General features: G+C 49.7%; 9 protein-coding genes. 6 read left to right on the top strand and 3 right to left on the bottom strand.

Features of this window, described 5'->3' with window-relative positions; translation table 11 throughout:
- Position 1: 1 nt before the first annotated feature.
- Positions 2-2,212 carry a sensor domain-containing phosphodiesterase gene (locus OGY18_RS20240; RefSeq protein WP_003825844.1) on the bottom strand — a complete coding sequence of 737 codons (2,211 nt, stop codon included), beginning with the start codon at positions 2,210-2,212 and terminating at the stop codon, positions 2-4.
- A 609-nt stretch (positions 2,213-2,821) separates the two neighbouring features.
- Here OGY18_RS20240 and OGY18_RS20235 point away from each other — a divergent pair.
- The 5 genes from OGY18_RS20235 to lapD are packed head-to-tail and all read left to right on the top strand — an operon-like array spanning position 2,822 to position 9,455.
- Positions 2,822-5,014 (top strand): putative bifunctional diguanylate cyclase/phosphodiesterase, encoded by a 2,193-nt coding sequence (locus tag OGY18_RS20235; RefSeq protein ID WP_149281311.1) that lies wholly within the window; start codon positions 2,822-2,824, stop codon positions 5,012-5,014.
- The gene (locus OGY18_RS20230) at positions 5,007-5,939 is read left to right on the top strand and encodes a transporter substrate-binding domain-containing protein (RefSeq protein ID WP_149281310.1); all 933 of its coding nucleotides are present in this window, start codon (positions 5,007-5,009) and stop codon (positions 5,937-5,939) included. Before OGY18_RS20235 ends, OGY18_RS20230 begins: the two co-directional genes overlap by 8 nt.
- The gene (locus OGY18_RS20225) at positions 5,923-6,816 is read left to right on the top strand and encodes a transporter substrate-binding domain-containing protein (RefSeq protein ID WP_286547819.1); all 894 of its coding nucleotides are present in this window, start codon (positions 5,923-5,925) and stop codon (positions 6,814-6,816) included. The genes OGY18_RS20230 and OGY18_RS20225 overlap by 17 nt, the downstream gene beginning before the upstream one ends.
- A gap of 2 nt (positions 6,817-6,818) precedes the next feature.
- Positions 6,819-7,511 carry a cysteine protease LapG gene (lapG, locus tag OGY18_RS20220; RefSeq protein ID WP_032934107.1) on the top strand — a complete coding sequence of 231 codons (693 nt, stop codon included), beginning with the start codon at positions 6,819-6,821 and terminating at the stop codon, positions 7,509-7,511.
- Between the two features lie 9 nt (positions 7,512-7,520).
- Positions 7,521-9,455: a cyclic di-GMP receptor LapD gene (lapD, locus tag OGY18_RS20215; protein ID WP_286554180.1), complete on the top strand. Its 1,935-nt coding sequence runs from the start codon at positions 7,521-7,523 to the stop codon at positions 9,453-9,455.
- A gap of 77 nt (positions 9,456-9,532) precedes the next feature.
- On the opposite strand, the gene OGY18_RS20210 is transcribed toward lapD, so the two are convergent.
- Positions 9,533-9,808, bottom strand: coding sequence for a hypothetical protein (locus OGY18_RS20210; protein WP_079938737.1), 276 nt, complete (start codon positions 9,806-9,808; stop codon positions 9,533-9,535).
- A 62-nt stretch (positions 9,809-9,870) separates the two neighbouring features.
- A complete protein-coding gene (locus OGY18_RS20205; protein WP_286554175.1) occupies positions 9,871-18,999 on the bottom strand; it encodes a retention module-containing protein in 9,129 nt (3,042 codons plus the stop codon).
- Between the two features lie 331 nt (positions 19,000-19,330).
- On the opposite strand from OGY18_RS20205, the gene OGY18_RS20200 reads away from it, so the two are divergent.
- Positions 19,331-20,599 carry a TolC family outer membrane protein gene (locus OGY18_RS20200; RefSeq protein ID WP_286554173.1) on the top strand — a complete coding sequence of 423 codons (1,269 nt, stop codon included), beginning with the start codon at positions 19,331-19,333 and terminating at the stop codon, positions 20,597-20,599.
- Positions 20,600-20,675 lie beyond the last annotated feature (76 nt).

Raw genomic sequence — 20,675 nt, 5'->3', positions numbered from 1 at the left:
ATCAGGAGCTAGCGCCCTGTGATTCGAGCGTGAACAGCGGCGTAGGTTTGCCAATGTGATATCCCTGTAACCAGCCCACATTCATTTTTTCCAGACAGGCCTGAATAGTGGCGTTCTCGACAAATTCAGCGACCACCTGCATTTTTTTCATTTCAGCAACGCGGCAAAATGACTCAACGATGTAGTAACTAATTTCACTTTCGGTGATCCGTCGAATAAACGAGCCATCTATTTTCAGGATATCTGCTTCGATGTTCATCAAGCGCGCATGACTGGCAAACCCGGTGCCAAAGTCATCAATTGCCACCCGACATCCCAGCTGACGTATTAAACGTAGCGTTTCCACGGTTTGTTCTTTGTCTGATAACGTATCTGCTTCCGTTATTTCAAAAATAATCCGCTGTGGCTCCACCGCGTAGTCGTGCAGGAGTTGGGTGATCTTCATGACAATATTTGAACGACATACCGTCACCGGTGCCAGGTTAATAGAAAAACAATGCTGCGGGTGGTTACGCATAAATTTGAGGGTATTTTCGATAACCCAGAGATCGATATCCGGTGCCAGCCCCGCATCATGAGCAACCGGCAGGAAACTGTTCGGTGGAATAAATTCACCCCGTTCATTAAGCATACGGATCAATATTTCATGATACGGCGCTTCACCGTGGGTACTAACTATTGGCTGTGCCATCAGGACAAACGCATTGTTATCCAGCGCATTTTGCAGCGCAGTGCGAATTTCTGTTTTATCAACAATGTGGTTGCCAAGGATCCGGCTATGCTGCGCCTCAAGGTTTTCCGGCCTGCCGTTGGTGAGTGATAAACCCGCCACCATGCCCAGTTTCCCCACCAGCTGATAAATGTCATCACTCAGATCGTTAATCAGGCAATAGCCCAAACCACTGCGAAAACCCAATCGATGGTTGTTGTAAAAGAGACGAAAACTGTTGGCGGCCTGATACAGATCGCATAGCCGCTCCCAGGTGCCATTTTCCAGCCGGATGAGCAGATCATAACCCGCGTGGTAATAGACTTTCTCGCTTTTCACCAGATGTCTGCGCAAATGCTCAGCAAGGATCTTCTGGTAGCGGGCGCGGAAATGAAAACCATAGCGACGCGAAAAAAGCTCCAGCTCAGGGATCTGTATCAGACATACGGTCGCGCGTTCAGTGGTAAATAGCTCCGTCTTCAGCGCCCGTAAATTTGCCATGCCTGTCATCGGGTCAGTCAGCCCCAGCAGCAGCGCCTGGTTAAAGCGCTGACGGGTAAATTTTGCCAGTACCCCCATGATCACAATGGTGAGTGAAAAGACAAAGATCAACGTCGAAACCAGCGCCTGATGCAGCATGAAGTTAACATCGCTGGCGATATAGCTGTCGTTATGTTTGCCTAAGATGATTAATACGATCGTCCACACCAGCATTGTGAACAAGTGGCCAATCTTGATTGCTCCCCATAACATCAACGGGAATAACAGGATCAGGCTATAGATAGAGAAAAAAACATCCAAATTATCCGGTGATGTTAAGAAAAACATCAGAAAAAACAGCAAGATGCACCAGGACACAACGCCGTAGACGCCGATATTGCCTTTACACTGTTCGGCAATGGCCCGCAGAAAGGTCAACAGGAAAGACGGTCGACGAATGATGCGGTAAATCTTGTAAAATAAAGGGATCCCCGTCAGGCAACCGTTGATGATCCCCTGAATACGTACCAGCATGCCCAGACTCAACGCCGGAATGTTATCCACATCGGGGCGTTGTCCGTGGGCGACAAACATTGCAAAGAGTTTGCTGAACACCAGATACAGCAGGACGTTGTAGCCACAAAGCCAAACCAGGCGATTAAAGCTAATTTTGATGCGACCAAAGCTAACGCAGCTGCGTCTGCCGGTGAATTTGCGGTACGCTGCATAACTTAAGGTCGACGCGATGATCAGGCACAACGCATCTACCCGTTCATTTTGCGGACCGACCACAAACATGACCGTCAGGAACAGAAGAAATCCCGGCAACACCCGAAAACCAAACAAGACCAATGCGGCAGAAAATACGGCTAGCTTGAGATCGTAAACTGTTAAAATAGTATTATTGAGAACGCTGTAACCGTTAAGATATTGTGCCAGCGGGTAAAAAAGGCCAGGTAAGACAAGTGGCAGGCACCATTCCCGAATGTTTTTTATCGTGTTTGAATTTATTATTGCGTCCAAATCAATTTATCCGCTATGCACTATACCAATAGGACTTTAATCCAGACTCGAATGTCACAAACAAATCCTTTTGGGTCAGCCGATAAACCATAGCAAAATTGTCAACATTGACCGCGCACTGAGAAAATAAAATAAGGTTCTATAATGAAGAGAGCATATTATTCATATCAAATCAGGAAATAAATACCCATTTATAGACAAAAATGGACATCCTGTGGGGATAAAATCACTAAAACGCCTATCCGAAAAACCGCTAATTCATTGATGTTTCGTAAAAAACAAAAAAACCTTTGTCAGTTTCCCAACACCTCCAACCAGTACGTATAAAAAATCTTCTCAAGCATCATGAATGTCAACATTAATATCCTGAAAGGGGCATTCTGAAAATGTATTTTTATGTACACTTTTTCCTATTGACGAAAAGAGCAGCGTTATCTATATTCGCATACCGTTATTTTGTCATTACTCTCCATGGTTCAATGTTAGTTATTTGTTACGTCATTACGTTTCACATCTTTCATCTACTTATTTGCAACAATAATATTCCATCAAGTAATAACAGAAATTAATTTTAGCACCGAATAATCTTTTCAGGAATTAACATAATCCGTGGCAAAGTCTCTGTTTTCCCTTAAAGCAATAAAAGGGTGGCAACATTCAATCACTGGCAAAATAACGCAATTCTTGCTGGCGGGTATCGTTATTGCGTTTAGTGCTGGCGCGTTTACCAACTGGAGCCTGATAGATAACTTTTCTTATCAGCAGTGGGTGCAACGGGCTGAGGCGAATGCACAGATTATGACCTACATCATCCGCAACGTGTATACCACCGTTTCGGTCGAAACCAGCGATGCAGGGCAGATATCCCGCATTGTCTCCGACAGACAGATTGGTGACACCGACTCTATTATGCAAACCGGTTATAACCCGGTTGACGTTCTGGCACTGGCATCAGTACAGACCCATAGCCCCACCTGGTTGTTTCTGTATACGCCGGAGAAAGGGTTTGTTGGCATCAACAACAAGTCAGAAGAGGGTGATGGGATCATCTCTTTCCCCGGCCGTCTGCCGCGCGATGTGCTGGGTAACTACTATGTTGGCTTCGCCCAAATTAATGGCGAAGAGTGCTTTATCAGCGCCGTTCCTATTCTGACGCCTTCAGGTGAGATCCTCGGTAGCCTGATTAGCAGCATTGGAAAAAAAAGCGATCTCTACGCCACCTACGATGCGATGCTGAAAAAAAGCAGTATCATTTTTGTCCTGATTTTGCTGGTAACGCTGGCACTGGTCACGATGTTTATGCGCCGTTTATTCCGTCCGGTTCCGCTGCTGATTAACTCCCTTACCCGCATCGCCCATGAAGAGACAGACTGTATAACGCCCTATCTTGATCAGGACGATGAGATTGGACATCTGGCCGGGGCGATTGAAAAATTGCGCGTCGCCATGAAAGAACGCGGCTATCTGCAACGAATGCATGAAATGTCGCAAAAGATGGAGCATATGGCCCATCATGATTCACTGACCGGATTGCCCAACCGCGTTTCGTTTGGCCAGGCGTTAGATAAACGCGTCAGTGAAATCCATCAGGACGAAAAACCATTTAACCTGCTGTTGATTGACCTCGACAACTTCAAACCAGTAAACGACACCTTTGGTCATAAAGCGGGCGATGAGCTGTTAATCAGCGTTGCCCAGCGCCTGCAGCTCTTGCTGGGACCTAACGATATCACAGCGCGTCTGGGCGGTGATGAATTCGCCATTCTGCAACATGTCAGCGATAACGCCATCAAAGAAGCGAATCGGCTGGCGAAGCGGATTATTCGTGCGCTGAGCACCCCATTTACCTGGAGCACGCATACTTTTTCCATCAGCTGCAGTATCGGTATCACCACCGCGCCGTATCAGGGCAATAATACCTCGACGTTGATGATCAATGCCGACCTTGCCATGTACGCCTCAAAACATCATGGCCGCGGTTGCTTCCATTTCTTCGAAGACGGCATGGTGATGAAGCATACCCACAGCCTGTTTATTAATCAGGAAATCATCGATGGTATTGATAACAAGGAATTCGAGCTTCATTACCAGCCAATCATCAATCTGGAAGATGAAAGCGTGTATGGCTACGAATCGCTGATACGCTGGAATCATCCCACCAAGGGTCTGATTTATCCTGATTATTTTATCAACATCGCCGAGAACTCCGGTCTGATTGTCCGTTTGGGCGAATGGATTATTCGTCAGTCCTGTGAAGCCGCTGCCAAATGGCCGGAACGTATCAGGGTAGCCGTCAATATCTCGGCCTACCAGCTGCACAGTCCGGGGCTGGTTGACGTTATCAAAGATGCGTTACGCATTAGTCAACTTTCAGCCCAGCGCCTTGAAATAGAAATTACCGAATCCGAAAAGCTGGATAAGTCGATTGCCTTACCCGTGCTGCAAGAGATCCGCTCTCTGGGCATTGAAATCGCGATGGATGATTTAGGCACCGGCTACGCGGCACTGGATTATCTGCTGATCTATCCTTTTACCCGCATCAAGATTGCGCGCACGCTGGTCGACAAGCTTCAGCAAGATAATGCCAGTCAGTATTTGATTGTGATGCTGATTCAGTTTGCCCATAAGTACAATATGTCGGTCACCGCTGAAGGAGTAGAAACCGCGCAGCAGCGTGACATTCTGCGCGACATTGAGTGCCAGAATGTGCAGGGATATTTCTTTAGCTATCCGCTGCGCGAGCGTGAAGTGCTTTCCGCATTTGCCAAAGAGGTCATTGAAGAAGGACTGTGCAATGTCTGACTTCTTTCACCCGGTAAAGCGCATGTTGACGGTTTTTGCCCTGTTAATAGCGTTAGCAACGCCATGCTTAGCAGGCTCTCCCCTGCCGATACACACGCTGGAGCAGATCGCCAGCAAGAAAAGCATTACCCTTGGTTATCAGGATGATGCGTTTCCTTTCTCCTGGCAGAATGGCAACGTACCTGCCGGCTATTCCATTGATATTTGCAACAGTATCGTCAGCGCGCTCAAGACAAAACTTCAGCTTAAAAAGCTGAAGGTCGAGTGGATAAAAGCTAACTCGGCATCGCAGTTTGTCCTGATTAAAAATCACATGGCAGACATCATGTGTATCCCGGCCTTTTATTCAAAAAGTCGCCACAGCATTAGCGAGTTCTCGCTGCCGTTTTATTTTTCAAGCACCCGCTTCGTCATGCGTAAAAATGAAAGCAACGACAATCTGGCAGAGCTTTCCGGACATAGCGTACTGGTAAAAAGCGGCACGATATACGTTGAGCAACTGCAAAAAGTGAATGCCGCCAATGACCTGGATATTAATATTCAACTCGATACCAACAACATTACCGCCTTCAATGAACTGAAGAATGGTGAGTATTCTGCACTGATCTCCAGTACGGTTTTACTCAAAGGGATGATCGCGCAAACGCCTAATCCTGATGACTATGAACTTTCCGATATTGCGCTCAGCACCCCGCTACCGGCGGGCTTGTTACTACCGTTACACGATAAAGAATTTAAAGAATTTGTTGATGACACGCTCTCTTCCCTGATGATCAGCAACGAATTTACTGCGCTGTACAAAAAATGGTTTCAGTCACCGATTCCGCCGAAAGCCATTAATTTAAACATTCCCATGTCAGATAACCTGAAAGCATTAACGTCTGCTAAAAAGAAGATCAGTTTTGATTATGAAAAATATAATTAATCGTGAGATGACAAGGGTGAAGCGTACGGCGCAATGGCTGTTTTTACTGGCAGGCCTCGTCATCTCCCCCGCACTGATGGCGCAACAGAACGCTGCGACGCTCGATCATATTCAGAGCAGCAGCGTGCTCAACGTGGGTTATCGCCAGCTGCCGCCATTTTCTTTTACTGACCACAATGGCAAAGTCACGGGTTATACCATCGCGGTATGCAACATGATTGCCGATAAGTTGCGCCAGTATCTGAAGCTCAACAATTTAACCATTCATTATATTCCCGTGAATTTTTCCGAACGTTTCTCCGCATTAAACTCGCGTAAAATAGATATGGACTGTGGCGTAAATACCAATGCGCCGGAGCGGACCTCCAGCGTGTCGTTTTCTGAAAACTATTACACCGCAAAGATGCGCATCATCTCATTACGTAAAAATAATATACAGTCAATTGCCGATCTTAAAGGTCGCACGGTGAGTCTGACCGGAAGCTCAAAAGATTTGCTGGAATTTAATAAAGCAAACAGAGAGCAACACCTTAATATTTCAACGATTACCAGCACCACCATAAAGGGCGCATTTGAGAAGATGGCGCATAATGAATCTGCTGCTTTCTTTGTTGATGATATTCTGGCCTGGCCGCTAATTAATCATAGCGAGCAACCTGAACTGTTCAGCGTCTCTTCTGAGAGCATCGGCAATGAGATGCACTATGCCATTATGATGAGGAAAAACGATCCGCAGTTTGTGACGTTTGTTAACAGTACGCTGAAAGATTTTTTTGCTTCGCCGGCCAACGTGCAATTACGTAAAAAGTGGTTGTCCCCTTGGTCCTGCGAAAAGCTGAAAAACCCGTCTCCGGGCAGTTGTCAGCATAGCCATTGAACATTATCCGCCGCTGCTTACGCCATCGCCTGCTGCGCCTGTGGAAAATCCCCGGGGCGCTGCTGCTATTGCTGTCAGTCCATTCGCTACGCGCGGCCTGGGATTTTGCCAATATTCAACAAAAGTCCGATGCGCTTTATGGCCCGGCTACACCAGAAGCGCAGCAACGAATCCGCGCCTGGCAACAGCTTCTGCTCCAGTTACGTAATGCTGACGAGCAAACGCAATTACGCGCTGTAAATCAATTTTTTAATGAGAAGATCCGCTATACCGAAGACATTGATGTCTGGCATAACGTCGATTACTGGGCAACCCCTATCGAGTCGCTGCGCAAAGGTGAGGCAGATTGTGAAGACTACGCGATCGCCAAATATTTCACCCTCCGCCAGTTGGGCGTATCCGAAGACAAACTTCGCATCACCTATGTTAAAGCCCTGCGTTTAAACCGCGCACACATGGTGCTGACCTGGTACGCCACCCCTGAGGCGATTCCTTTGGTTCTCGACAGTCTGACCAGCACAATTTCTCCTGCGACGCAGCGCATGGATTTATTACCCGTCTACTCCTTTAACAACACCGGCCTTTGGCTCCCCGGCAATCAAAACAATAAACGCGTTGGGGACAGCAAGAGGCTTTCTCGCTGGCAGCAAGTTTTCACCAAAATGCGGGAAGAAGGCTTCCCGATGGATAAATAGGAATCGCCCGTGTCTCTTTTTAAACAGTTACTTCTGGCAATCTCTCTCTTTATGATGATTGTGTTCAGCGGCAATTTTATTGTGACGCTGGAGAGTTCTCGCAATCAGTCCAATAACCAGCTCCTTTCACATGCCCAGGATGCCGCAACGGCGCTAGGCGTTTCGCTAACGCCCAACGTCAACGACCCGGCAATGATCGAGCTGATGGTCAGCTCCATTTTCGATAGTGGTTACTACAAAAAAATCCGCATCGTCGATCTGGCAAACGGCAAAATAATGCTTGAGCGTAGCGCGGTAGCGACAATTCCCAACGTCCCCGCTTGGTTCGTCGATCTGGTGGATGTCACCCCGCAAACTGGTGAAGCAACGATTATGCGCGGTTGGCAGCAGGCTGCTCGCGTGGAAGTGACCAGCGATCCTATCTTTGCCGTGCAGCGTCTGTGGGACAATACCTTAGGTAATCTGCTGTGGATGCTGTCCTGTAGCCTCGCCTGCTTAATCGCCGGCAGTTTGCTGCTACGCAAACTGCTGCGCCCGCTCAATTACATGGCAAAACAATCCGAAGCTATTACCCGTCGCGAGTTTCTGACACTCCACGAGTTACCCAAAACGCCGGAATTACGCCGCGTTGTAGGCGCCATGAATTTAATGGCAGCTAAGCTTAAATCGTTATTTGAAGAACAAGCTATCTACAGCGAACGCTTGCACAATGAAGCTTATCTCGACAGCCAGACCGGGGTTGCCAACCGCCGGGCATTCGATATGCAGCTCCAGGCGCGACTGAGTGATACCGATACGGCACCAGGATATCTGATGCTGGTTCGCGTTCAGGATTTAGGTGGCCTGAATCAGCGCTTTGGCGGACCGCATACTGATAAGCTGTTGCTCAACATCGCCAACCTGCTGAACGCGCACAGAGAAAAGTATGCCCCTCTCGACAGCACGCTCGCCCGCATTCGTGGCGGTGAGTTCGCCCTACTCTGCCCTGGCGTCACACATGGTGAGATGTTGGATTTATGCAATTCGCTGTGCCAAAAACTCACGGCCTTTTACGCCACCGGAATGTCAGACCAACAGCCGGTTGCCTATACCAGCATGGTGCCATTCAGCGCCGGAGAAAATGCTCAGTCATTGCTGATCCAGGCCGATCGCCTGCTGGTTGAAGCGGAAACACACACCAACCATCAGGTCGTTCCAACCACTGAAATACCTGCGGCTACAGAAGATCAGCATTTGTGGTTTGTTCGTCTGGAGCATGCGCTGGCAAATCAACAGTTTCAGTTGGTTTATCAGCCGGTGGTCGATTGCCGCCAGCCGGACAAAATCCTGCATTACAAGGTGCTGTCGCGCATTATTGATGAGCAGGGTAACGCCATTACCGCGGGGCGGTTCTTGCCGTGGATCCACCGCTTTGGCTGGAGTCATCGACTCGATAAAGTCATGTTGAAGCTCACATTGAACCAGTTGAAAACCGCGCCGGGAAAACTAGCGTTGAGTATTTCTGGCAGTTCTGTCGCCAGCGCTACCGCCATTGCAGACCTGCTCAATCCGTTACGGTACTCACCGAAATTAGCCAGCAAGCTGATTCTGGAACTGGATGAAAATCAGTTACCAGGCCCCCATCAGATGGCGGCATTTGTTAAAGCCGTAGGTCAGCATCGCTGCGCGCTGGGACTGCAACACTTCGGTAGCCGTTTCGATATGATCGGTCATCTGTCGCAATGGGGTCTTGCCTATCTGAAAATCGACAGCAGCTATATCCGCAAAATTGATGAGGAAAATGATAAGCGTTTGTTTATTGAAGTATTGTGCAGTGCCACGCGCAGTATTGATTTGCCGCTCATTGCCGAACGTGTTGAAACGGAAGGTGAGCTTATGGTGCTGCAAGAATTAGGGATTGATGGAGCAATGGGGCAATTATTAGGTGAGCCCGCGCCATTGTGATAAAACTGGCGTCTTGATACGCCTTTGTATAGCCGGATGGCGCTGCGCTTATCCGGCCTACAAACTGCCTGCATCAGCTAAAATATACGTTCATCGTTACCAAGCAGTTGTTCTAACCCGCCAAGTTCCTGGCGCGCGTTCGCGCGATTCATTAATTTAACCTGCGCCATCGGTGGAAGATCGGTAATGGCAATCACGCCTTTACGGATCAACAGGTAAATCAAATCGTCGAGTACGCGAACCATCTCCAGGTCGCTTTTTTGCAGCATCGCTAAAGCCTGCTGGTTGTCATTTTCAGGACTTTTTGCCACGCCTTCTGCCTGCACGTTTGCAGCAGATGAATCAGAATTCATATCAGTGCCTTTTCATTTTGCATGATGCTGCTGCCCTGTTTACACAGGACAGCAGGCAATCGTTAGTGAGTGTGGTTTTGATCGGGTTTAGCAATCAGGTGATCCAACGAGTAGCTCGGAGAATGCAGATCGCCGCTTGCCGGAGTCGACAACGCGGTATCAATTCCATGCGCCACCTTCGCCGGACTGGCGATCAGGTGATGATCGCCGCCGCTTTGAATATACTTCGCAATATCCACACCTTCATGCAGTTCACGGGCCAGATCGCTGAGATCGACTTTTTCGAGCACCCCCTTCGCTTTATCATCGGCGCTGAGCACCGCTGTCGCCTGGCCGTGTCCGGTCGCTGCTGGTGCGTAAGACAGAGATAATGCGTTGTCATCGAACAGGTTGTGCAGCGCATGTTGCATCGCAGCATGATTCCCTTTATCCACCGAATGTCCTTTCACTGGCACGGGATCGTCCATCGTCACGTTCAGCGTTTGCGTGTAGGGTGTGGTATTTCCATGGTCATCATGCGCCTCGACCAATACGTTCACGCGGTTATGACCGGCACGGAATGCGGAAGTCTCAACCTCAATATCATAGGTCAGCCCATTATTGCCCTGATGTAGAATGGCATCGTACTGATGGCCATTTACCAGCGCTTTAATATGACCGCCGTCCTGTACATCACCGCTCACGCTGCCGGTAATATGCGTGACGGCATCCTGTGATTCGGCACGTGAAATATGGTTGTCCCCGGTAACCTTATCGACGATAAGCGTGGCGTCTGCCTGTTGATCAACAGAATAGCTGTGGGAAGTTGTCTTTGAATACGGGTTGCCCGGCGCATCATGACCTTTAACCTCAACCGAAAACGTGGTGTTCACTTCCATGACATGGCTGTCCACATCAACGTGCCAGACCCGATCGCCATTGCTCAGCGTATCTACCGAACCGGTAAAATCCTGACCGCCAATTTTTAATTTGATCGAATCCCAGACATCAACATCACCGCCAAGATGCCCGGTGACCCTCACCGTCGCGCCCTGGAGTTCCTGATGATTCAAAACGTTATCCGCGGTGACGTTATCAATATCCATCGTTCCCGCAGCGGTTCTGTCGATGGTAATAGTCTTATCGGTATTGACCTTATCACGGTTACCGGCATCGTCATGGGCGATAACATGAGCGAGGATCTTTTGATCGTGAATCAGGTCAGTCGTACTGGCGTCTACGCTAAAGACCTTTTGACCGCCGCTATTTTTCACATCAGCAACCAGGTCTTTACCGTTAACGGTGATGGTCACCTGATCGCCAACATCCACGTCCCCGGTCACATAGCCGCTGATGGTGGTTTTCGCATGCTGAGTTTCCTCATTATTCAGCACATCATCGATGGACACCTTATCCAACACGATGCTGGCATCCACCTGCGTGTCGATAGTGACCGTTTTGTCGTTGACGGCATGCATTGGATTCAACGCCGCATCGTGCCCATGCACGCTGACATGAATAGTCGGATCGTTCTGCAGCCCGACCGTACTCACCATCGCTTTGTAACCCAATTGCCCGTTCATATGCGGCAGTTCAATGACTCGCGTATGAACCGTGACACCATCGACGAGAATGTCGACTTTATCACCGAGATGCACATCGCCATCGACCTGACCGCTGACTTCAACGGTTCCTGCTTTTACCTCATCGGCATTGATAACATCGTCACCACCAACGGTATTGATGGTCACACTGCCCGTTGTCGTCGTATCAATTGAATAATTCTGCGTGAAGCTGGCGGACTGCACATTCTTATGCTCGTCATAACCCATTACTTTCGCCACAATGGCATGATCCGCCAGCAGGTCTTTGGTGTAGATATCAACAGTGTAATGATGGCTCTGGTCCACCGTGGCCGCATATTCATTACCGTTAACCGTCAGGGTCACCTTATCACCCGGATGCACATCTCCCGATACTGAACCCGTTACGGCTATCTTAGGTTGCAGCGATTCCTGCGCATTCAGCACGTTGTCCTGCGCGATCTTATCGATAGTGACTCCGGCATCGGCACTCAGATCGACTACAACATGGCTGCTGGCAGAGGCACTCCCCAGGTTGCCATGATCGTCCGTCGCCGTTACCGTCGCCTTAATATCCGGGTTATTGTGCAGGTCATTGACGCTGACATCTTTCGACCAGACCCATTGACCATGTTGCAGATGAACAACGGCTGTCAACGTATTACCGTTAACCTGCAGGTTCACCACGCTACCGTCATGGATACCTTCACCGCTGACCGTACCGCTAACGGTTACTTTACCAGCCAGGGCTTCTTTGCCATTAATCACATCATCCCCGGCAATCTTATCCATCGTGACCTGCAGCGGATTTTCCGTATCTACGGTGATGTTTTTGTGCGCTGAGTCTGTTGCTGTCCCCGCTGCATTTTTCACTGTGACGGAGACATCGAACGACGGATGCGCCTGAAGCGCTGTGGTCGGGACATCAACCTCATATGCCAGTTGTCCCGGCATAGTCGGGATAGCCTTTACGTGCCCGGTGTATGAAACATTGTTAATAGTCACAATAACATCATCACCAATATGAACATCGCCAGTCACAAAGCCACGGATTGGCGTTGTCGATTTCAGCGCTTCGTCATGATTGAGAACGTCATCGCCCGCCACCTTATCAACGGTAAGGTGTACGGTCGGTTGGTGAGGTTGTGTTGTTCCTGTACCCGTTGAAGGAGGCGTTACCACTGGCGGGGTAGTGAAACCATAAGGGGTATTACCGCTCACTGCCGTATTGTGTAACCAGGGCAAATCGATAAATTTATGCTCTGTCGCCGTGGCTGTATTACCATGATTGTCATGGGTGGTGATGGAAACCACAATATTGCCATCATCGGCAAGATCACCTGTACCTATGTTGGCCTGATAACCGAGAGTGCCATCCGCCAGGGTCACTACATGGGTGGTATAGACAATTCCTTGACCAACCGTAATGGTTATCGTATCTCCCTTAATGGCATCGGGATCAACATGTCCGGATACAGAGATAAAGTCAGGTCTGTGGCCAGCAGACAGATCATTCGCGACCGTCTGACCCGGCGGCAGACCATTAGAGGCCGTATCAATGGTGATCCCTGCGTCAGCAACGGTATCAACCTGCACCGGCATATCATCGTACCCACGCGCGATGTTACCTGCATCGTCTTTAGCCGTTACTTCAGCATGAATATTCGGATCCATGAGCAGATCTAAGGTCGAAACCTTAGTACTGAATACATGCTGACCGTTTTGATTTTCCACCCGCGCAAAATAGGTCTGATGGTTGATGGTCAGTTCAACCATATCGCCAATTTTAACATCCCCGCCCACCGTCCCGGTGACGGTGGTTTCTGGATTCAGGGCTTCATCGTGGTTGATCACCGCATCGCCATCATGGGTAACGATTGGGTCGATATGCACTGTTGCGTCAACTTGATCGTCAATGACTACGGTACTACGTGCATCCGCCGTGGCGTTATTCCCCGCCCCATCGGTGGTGGTAATAGTCGCAGTAATATGTGGATCGCTTTGCAGCCACTGGGTATCAACATTAATGGAGTAGCCCAGAGTGCCAAGATTTGGCAGGTGCGTCACTGTGGCATCAACCATATGGCCACCGATATTCAGGTGCACCACATCATTAATTTTCGAGTCACCGCCGACTGTACCGCTAATGGTCGTTAGAGACTTGCCCAGTTCAACGGCGTTCAGTACATCATCCCCTGTTACGGGATCAATTGTAATTTCGGCCTCAGCTTTACTGTCCAGATTAACATCATGGTGCGCCACAATATGGGCATGGTTCTGCGCCGCATCCGTCACATCCATTGAGACTTCAATATGCGGACTGGCAACCAGGTCGGTCGTTGAAACCGGAAGGTGGAAGCCCATCTGCTGATTGCCACGATCTTCCACCACCCCGGCATAGTTATGGCCATTGATGGTCATGGTAAACGGATCGCCAGGATGGACCTCACCGCTCACCGTACCGCTCACTATCGTATAGCCATGCATTTGCTCTGCAAGGTTCAGCGTATTATCCGGCGTCACGGAATCAATGGTTATCTGAGCATCCACACGGGTATCGATAATAACGGTGGTTTCTGCATTAGCCGTGGCCGGGTTGCCCGCACCATCGGTGGTGCTCACCGTCGCGGTTAAATGCGGATCGGAGATAAGGTCGGCAGTACTGACTTTAATGCTATAGCCGAGAACCCCGCCCCCCACATCGTGCACTTTTCCCGTCAGGACGTGACCATTAACGGTGAGATAAACAACGTCATTAACGTGAACATCCCCCCCCACTCTCCCGGTTATCAAGGTGAATGGCTGTTTTGATTCATCGCCATTAATCATATTGTCATCGGTGACGGGATCGATCGTCAGTATTGCCTTAGCATGTAAATCAACTACCAGGTCGTGCGTTATCTCCGCTTTATGGAAATTTTGCACATTATCTTCGCCGACTACGCGGGCAACGATATGCGGGTCTTTAACCAAATCGCGGCTCAGAACGTCCAGCTTATATCCCAGCGCATTGTTATGTTCCGGGAGTCGCTGAACGGTTGTATCGTAAGTATGTCCGTTGACAATAACCTGAACTTTAGTCCCGACATGCACATCGCCCGAAACCGTCCCCATCACCTCAGTGAGGTGTTTCGCGGCTTCTGCGCCGTTCAGCTTGTCATCGCCCGCCACCGTATCAACGGTGATTTTAGCATCGGCATGGTTATCAATATGCACAACACTGGTTGCGGTAGTAATGACCTCATTTTCCACCGCATCGTGAGAGATAACCGTGACGCTCACGGTCACATCTTTATCCTGATCGGTTTTATTATCGCTGAACACCGTTGAGTTGACCGGGACCTGATAGCCTAATTGACCGCCGCCAAGATCAATCACCTTGCCGTTAAACGTCTGGTGATTGATTTCTACGATCACCGCATCGCCAACCTGCGCGTCCCCGCCCACCTTACCGCTGATGAGCTGCATCGGTGTATCCAGCTCAAGATGGTTAAGTTTGCCGTCAACAGTGACGCTATCAATATCGACGGTACTTTGTGCCTGCGTATCCAGCGTAACGGTTCGATGCTCCACCGCAACCGCCTGATTGCCCACAGCGTCGTGACTGACCAGCGTCACCATCACGTCGTTGCTGCCTTCTTGCAACACACCTGTTGGAACAAACACTTCGTAGCGCAGAACGCCGTGATCGTTAACCACCGTGCCGCTAAAGTCCTGTGTTTGCCCCTGTACGTGGACGGTAACCACATCGCCCGCTTTGGCATCGAGGCCTTTCGCGATACCACTAATCAGCGTCGGCATGCGGTTTTCAATCGCGTTCACCACATCATCCGACGCGACGATATTCGTCGTCACCGCGTTTTTGGCAAAGTTATCGATATGAACTTTATGGCTATCGGTAGCGATGGCAAGGTTACCCGCCGCGTCATGAGAGGTGACCGTGACGTGTACATCGACATCGGTCAACACATGGTCGCTGTTGTTCGCAAACGACGATGAGTCCACATCAATGCTGTAACCCAGATGCCCGTGACCAAGGTCAATGACCTTGCTATCGTACTGATGACCATTAACCACCAGTTGTATTGGATCGCCGACTTTCGCATCTTCCCCACCGACGATGCCGGTAATACGCTGTGTTGTCGCGGACAGTTCCTGGTAATTGAGGACATTGTCCGTAGCGATATTATCCAGCGAGATAGTGTTATGCGCATGAGTATCAAGGGTGACAATACGGTGCGACTCACTGGTTACTTCATTGCCCAGTGCGTCATGGCTGACCAGTGTCGCTACCACTGCGTTCTTACCTTCATGCAGGGTTCCATGCGGCAGAACCACTTCATAACGTAGCTGGCCGTTTTCGTTGACCACCTTGCCGTTAAAGTCTTGCCCATGAAGGCTTATTTTCACCGCATCGCCCACTTTGGCATCGCCGCCAGCGACGATGCTGATTATGGTAGGCATCCGATTTTCAATGGCGTTGACCACATTGTCCGTGGCCACTGCATCAATTTTAAGCGTGTTTTCCGCGTAGTTATCGATATGGACTTTATGGGAATCCGTCGCGATCGCCAGGTTTCCCGCTGCGTCATGAGATGTGACCATCGCGGTAATTTTCACATTCGTCAGCACATGACCGCTGTTATCAGCAAATGCAGAAGAATCCACATCGATGCTATAACCCAGCTTACCGCGGCCAAAATCAATCACCTTACCGCTGTACTGATGGCCATTTATCTCCAGTAAGACCGGATCGTTTACCTTTGCATCCTCACCGCCAACGAAACCGGTAATCGTCTGTTTAGCCGCCGACAGCTCAGTAAAGTTCAGGGTGTTATCGGCGGTGACATCATGAATATTGACGGTGTTATGCGCTTTGGTGTCCAGTACCACGGTTCGGTGCGCGAGCGCGGTCACTTCGTTGCCCGCCACATCGTGGCTGACCAGCGAGACCACCACCTCATTTTTGCCTTCCAACAAGGCCGTTTTCGGCAGCGCCACTTCATAGCGCAACTGGCCGTTATCATTAACGACCGTTCCGGTATAGTTTTGCCCATGCATGCTAACAGTGACCACATCGCCGGCTCTGGCATCACCGCCAGCCGCACCGCTAATCAGCGTTACCATACGGTTTTCAATGGCGTTGACTACATCATCCGTCGCTACCGCATCAATGCTGACCTGGTTGATAGCGAAGTTATCAATGTGCACGCTGTGAGTGCCGGTGGCGATCGCCAGGTTACCCGCCGCATCGTGAGAGGTGACCGTTACCTTCACTTCCACATTACCGTCAATCGGTACGCTGTTGTTGGCAAAGTCAGAAGTATCTACCGTGATGCGGTAGCCGAGGGTGTTTTTCCCGGTATCAATCACCTGGCCGTGATACTGATGGCCGTTGATCTCCACCAGTACCGGGTCGCCCGCTTTCGCATCTTCCCCGCGAACGTTCCCGGTAATTGTCTGCTTCGCCGCTGACAGCTCAGTAAAGTTCAGGGTGTTATCGCCAGTGACATCATGAATACTGACGGTGTTATGCGCCTTGGTGTCCAGCACCACGGTACGGTGCGCGAGCGCGGTCACTTCGTTGCCCGCCACATCGTGGCTGACCAGCGTCACCAGCACATCATTTTTACCTTCCTTCAGCGTGCCGACCGGCACCGCCACTTCGTAGCGCAGCTCGCCGTTTTCATCGACCACCGTGCCGGTAAAACGCTGCCCCTGCACGCTGACGGTAACCACATCCCCCGCGCTGGCATCGCCGCCTGCCACGCCGTTTATCAGCGTGGTCATGCGGTTTTCAATGGCGTTGACCACATTGTCGTTCGCCACGGTATCGATATGTACCGTGTTTTCCGCGAAATTGTCGACATGCACGCTGTGGGTGTCGGTGGCAATCGCCAGGTTGCCCGCCGCATCGTGAGAGGTGACCGTTACCTTCACGTCCATATAACCATCGATTTTTGCAGCGTTGTTGGTAAAATCGACAGCGTTCACCGCAATACGATAGCCCAGCGTGCTATTGCCGAGATCGATGATCTGACCGTTGTACTGGTGACCGTTGATCTCTACCAGTACTGGGTCGCCAGCTTTCGCGTCTTCCCCGCTGACGGTACCGGAAATCACCTGATTGCGCATATACAGCTCTACACGGTTCAGGGTGTTATCGTCGGTCACATTGTCGATAGTCAGCACGTTATGCGCCTGGGTATCCAGCACCACGGTGCGGTGCGTCACGGCAGTGGCTTCATTGCCTACCGCGTCATGGCTGACCAGCGTCATCTGCACATCGTTGGCCCCCTCTTTGAGGGTTGCGGAAGGCACAACGATTTCATAGCGTAGCTGGCCATGATCGTCGAAAACCGTGCCGTGAAACGCTTTGCCCTGAATGGTCAACGTAACCGGATCACCCGCTTTCGCATCACCGCTGGCAATGCCAGAAATAATGGTCGGCATACGAGACTCATTAGCGTTGACGACATCATCATTCGCCACCGTTTCAATGGTCACGGCATTTTGCGCATACAGGTCGTTATCGACATGATGATCCGTGGAAACAATGGTGGTATTTCCTGCGTCGTCAGTAGAGGTTAACGTGGCGTGGATGTTCGGGTCATGCAGTAACCCTTGGGTCAGTACCGGGATGGTATAAGTCAGAGTCCCATTTCCGGGGTCGGTAACAACACCGGTATATTCTTTACCATCAACCAATAAAGTAACGATATCGCCAGGTTTAGTGTCGCCGCCGACCGACCCGTGGATCAGGGTTTGCGGCTGACGTGACTCTTCGTAGTTAATGAGGTTATCCGGCGTGACATTATCAACGGTAATGTCGATGTGTGGTCCGGTAATATCAATCAGCGCATGATCAAAACTTTCTGCCGTTCGTCCCGTCACATCGGTCGCGATTGCCACCACTGTTACATTTCCCGGAACCAGTCCCCCCAGATCGGTATCAATATTCCAGTGCCCGTTGCTCACCGGAACAGTAACGGTAAATGTGTTTTTTTGGCTATCGGTGAAGGTGAGTGTGATGTGATTTTGATTACTGGTGCCGCTTAAATGGGTCTGGTGGAATTCGCTTTTGTTAATGAAACCGTCGTTGCCGGCAAACTCGGTAATTTGTACCTCAGGCGGGAAAACACTCGCGGAACCTGCATCAATTCCCCCAATTGGCAAGTTGATATCCCAGTTCGGGCTTCCCAGACTTTTGGTGTTAAAACCTGCTGTCGGATCAACCACCTGCCCGGTCAGTTCAAGCTGAACCAGAGTGTGCCCCCCACCGCCGCCTTCTAAGGTTACCGGTGCTTCATTACCCGCCGCGGTGGCTTCCAGCACCTGCGTCGGGTCAGCGCCATCGGCAATGGCCTTTTGTGCGGCGGCAATATCCTGAGCACTACTTTCCGGATGATGGCTAACCTGTAGCCCATGCTCACCCCAATGGCTATTACGGCCTATATCCAGCGTTTTTCCGTCTGGTAAAGAGATACTTACCGCGCCGCTGGCACCGGTCACAATTTCTTCACCGCTATATACCCTGTCGCCTTCATGAACCAGTCGTTGTGCACCATTGGCATCAACTACGTAAACCTGTCCAATAATTGCTTTGATCACACCGAGTAATTTGCTCACCGTAACCTCACTTAATTACCATCATTATTTTTATAAACTCGTTAATATATTAACGAACAAATATCACATTCAATTAATGTAAACATTAATATCTCAATGTAGAAAAAAACACATTTTATAGAATGCAATTACATGAGACTTGACTGGCAAATGAATATAATAAAAAATAACCAAAAAAAAACACGATGTGACAAAACATGTCGCTGAATAGCTGATTACAGGCTTCAATTAAGATAATTCACATTTGTTAATTAATATAACGTGTTTGTAAAAATGGATGATAGCGATGACAACTGGATGTCATAACCGTGAGATATAGGGCATTCATGTCATGAAGAAGCTTTTAGTTTTTCTGCTTTCATGTTTTTCAATAAATGCAGTAAATGCAGAAGACTTACAAAATACAGTTAAAGATGCATTAGCCAATCATCCTGAAGTTAATGCTGCAATTAATAGCCGTTTTTCCTCAGAGCAAGATCTGCGGGCCGCACAAGGTGGTTATTTACCATCACTAAATTTAAACGCAGAGGCCGGGCGCAAAAATGTTGATGATGCAACTACCCGCGCGACTGGTCGCAATAACGGCCTGACTCAGTCCCCTAACGAGGCGACTATCAGCCTTGAGCAAAATGTGTTTAACGGCTTTGCGACCAACAGCGAAGTGGCACGACAAAAAGCGACCGTAGACTCACGCGCTTACAGCGTGATGAACACCAGCGAAAGCACCGCTTATGCGGTGATTCAGGCCTATTTCGACGTGCTGCAACGCGAAGAGTTTGTGCGCCTTGCTGAAGACGATCTGGCGAACCACGAACGCATTTACGACCAGATAAAACTGCGTACCGATCAGGGCGTTGGGCGCTCCGGGGACTTTATGCAGGCCGAAGCGCGTCTGGCACAGGCGCGTAACAACCTGTTGACCGAGCAGACTAACCTTGAAGACGCGAAAACTACCTTTGTCAGCGTGACGGGCATGGATCCGCAGGGTTTAAGCCAGCCAGAGAGCATTGACTCTCAGCTGCCAACCTCGCTGGAAGATGCCAAAAGTCGGATGGAAAAAAATAATCCATTACTGAAGTCTGCCAATGCGGATATCGAAGCTGCGCACCAGCAGTATGAAGCGTCGAAATCAACCTTCTATCCACGTGTGGACGTTGAGCTTTCACGCGGAATTAGCAACAACACCGATACCACCCGCGCACACACCGAAGAGTGGGAAGCGATGGTCAAACTGCATTACAACCTGTACCAGGGCGGCAGCGACAAAGCCAACATGAACTCCCGTGCTTATCTGCACAAGCAGGCTCAGGATGTACGTAATAACACGCTGCGCCAGCTGAATCAGGAGCTGCGCCTGGCCTGGACCGCACTGCAAAACGCACGCGCTCAGCTTCCTTCGGCGGAAGAATACGCCGACCGCAGCGTCAAAGTGCGCACGGCTTATCAGGATCAATTTAGTCTTGGCGAGCGTACGCTGCTGGATTTACTCGATAGTGAAAATGAAGTGTTCTCCTCTAAACGCCGTCTTGTTGAATTACGTTATCTGGCCATGACCAGCGGCTATCGTATTAGCGAACGCACCGGTGAATTAATGAATTGAATCGCCACGGATAATCTAGACACTTCCGAGCCGTTGATAATACAGGTTTTCATATTCAGCCGGTGGCATCTGATCA

The organism is Citrobacter sp. Cpo142 (genome assembly GCF_030332425.1).
GTDB lineage: Bacteria > Pseudomonadota > Gammaproteobacteria > Enterobacterales > Enterobacteriaceae > Citrobacter > Citrobacter portucalensis.
The sequence above is the reverse complement of the archived record's forward strand: the minus strand, read 5'-3'. Positions and strand labels throughout refer to the sequence as shown.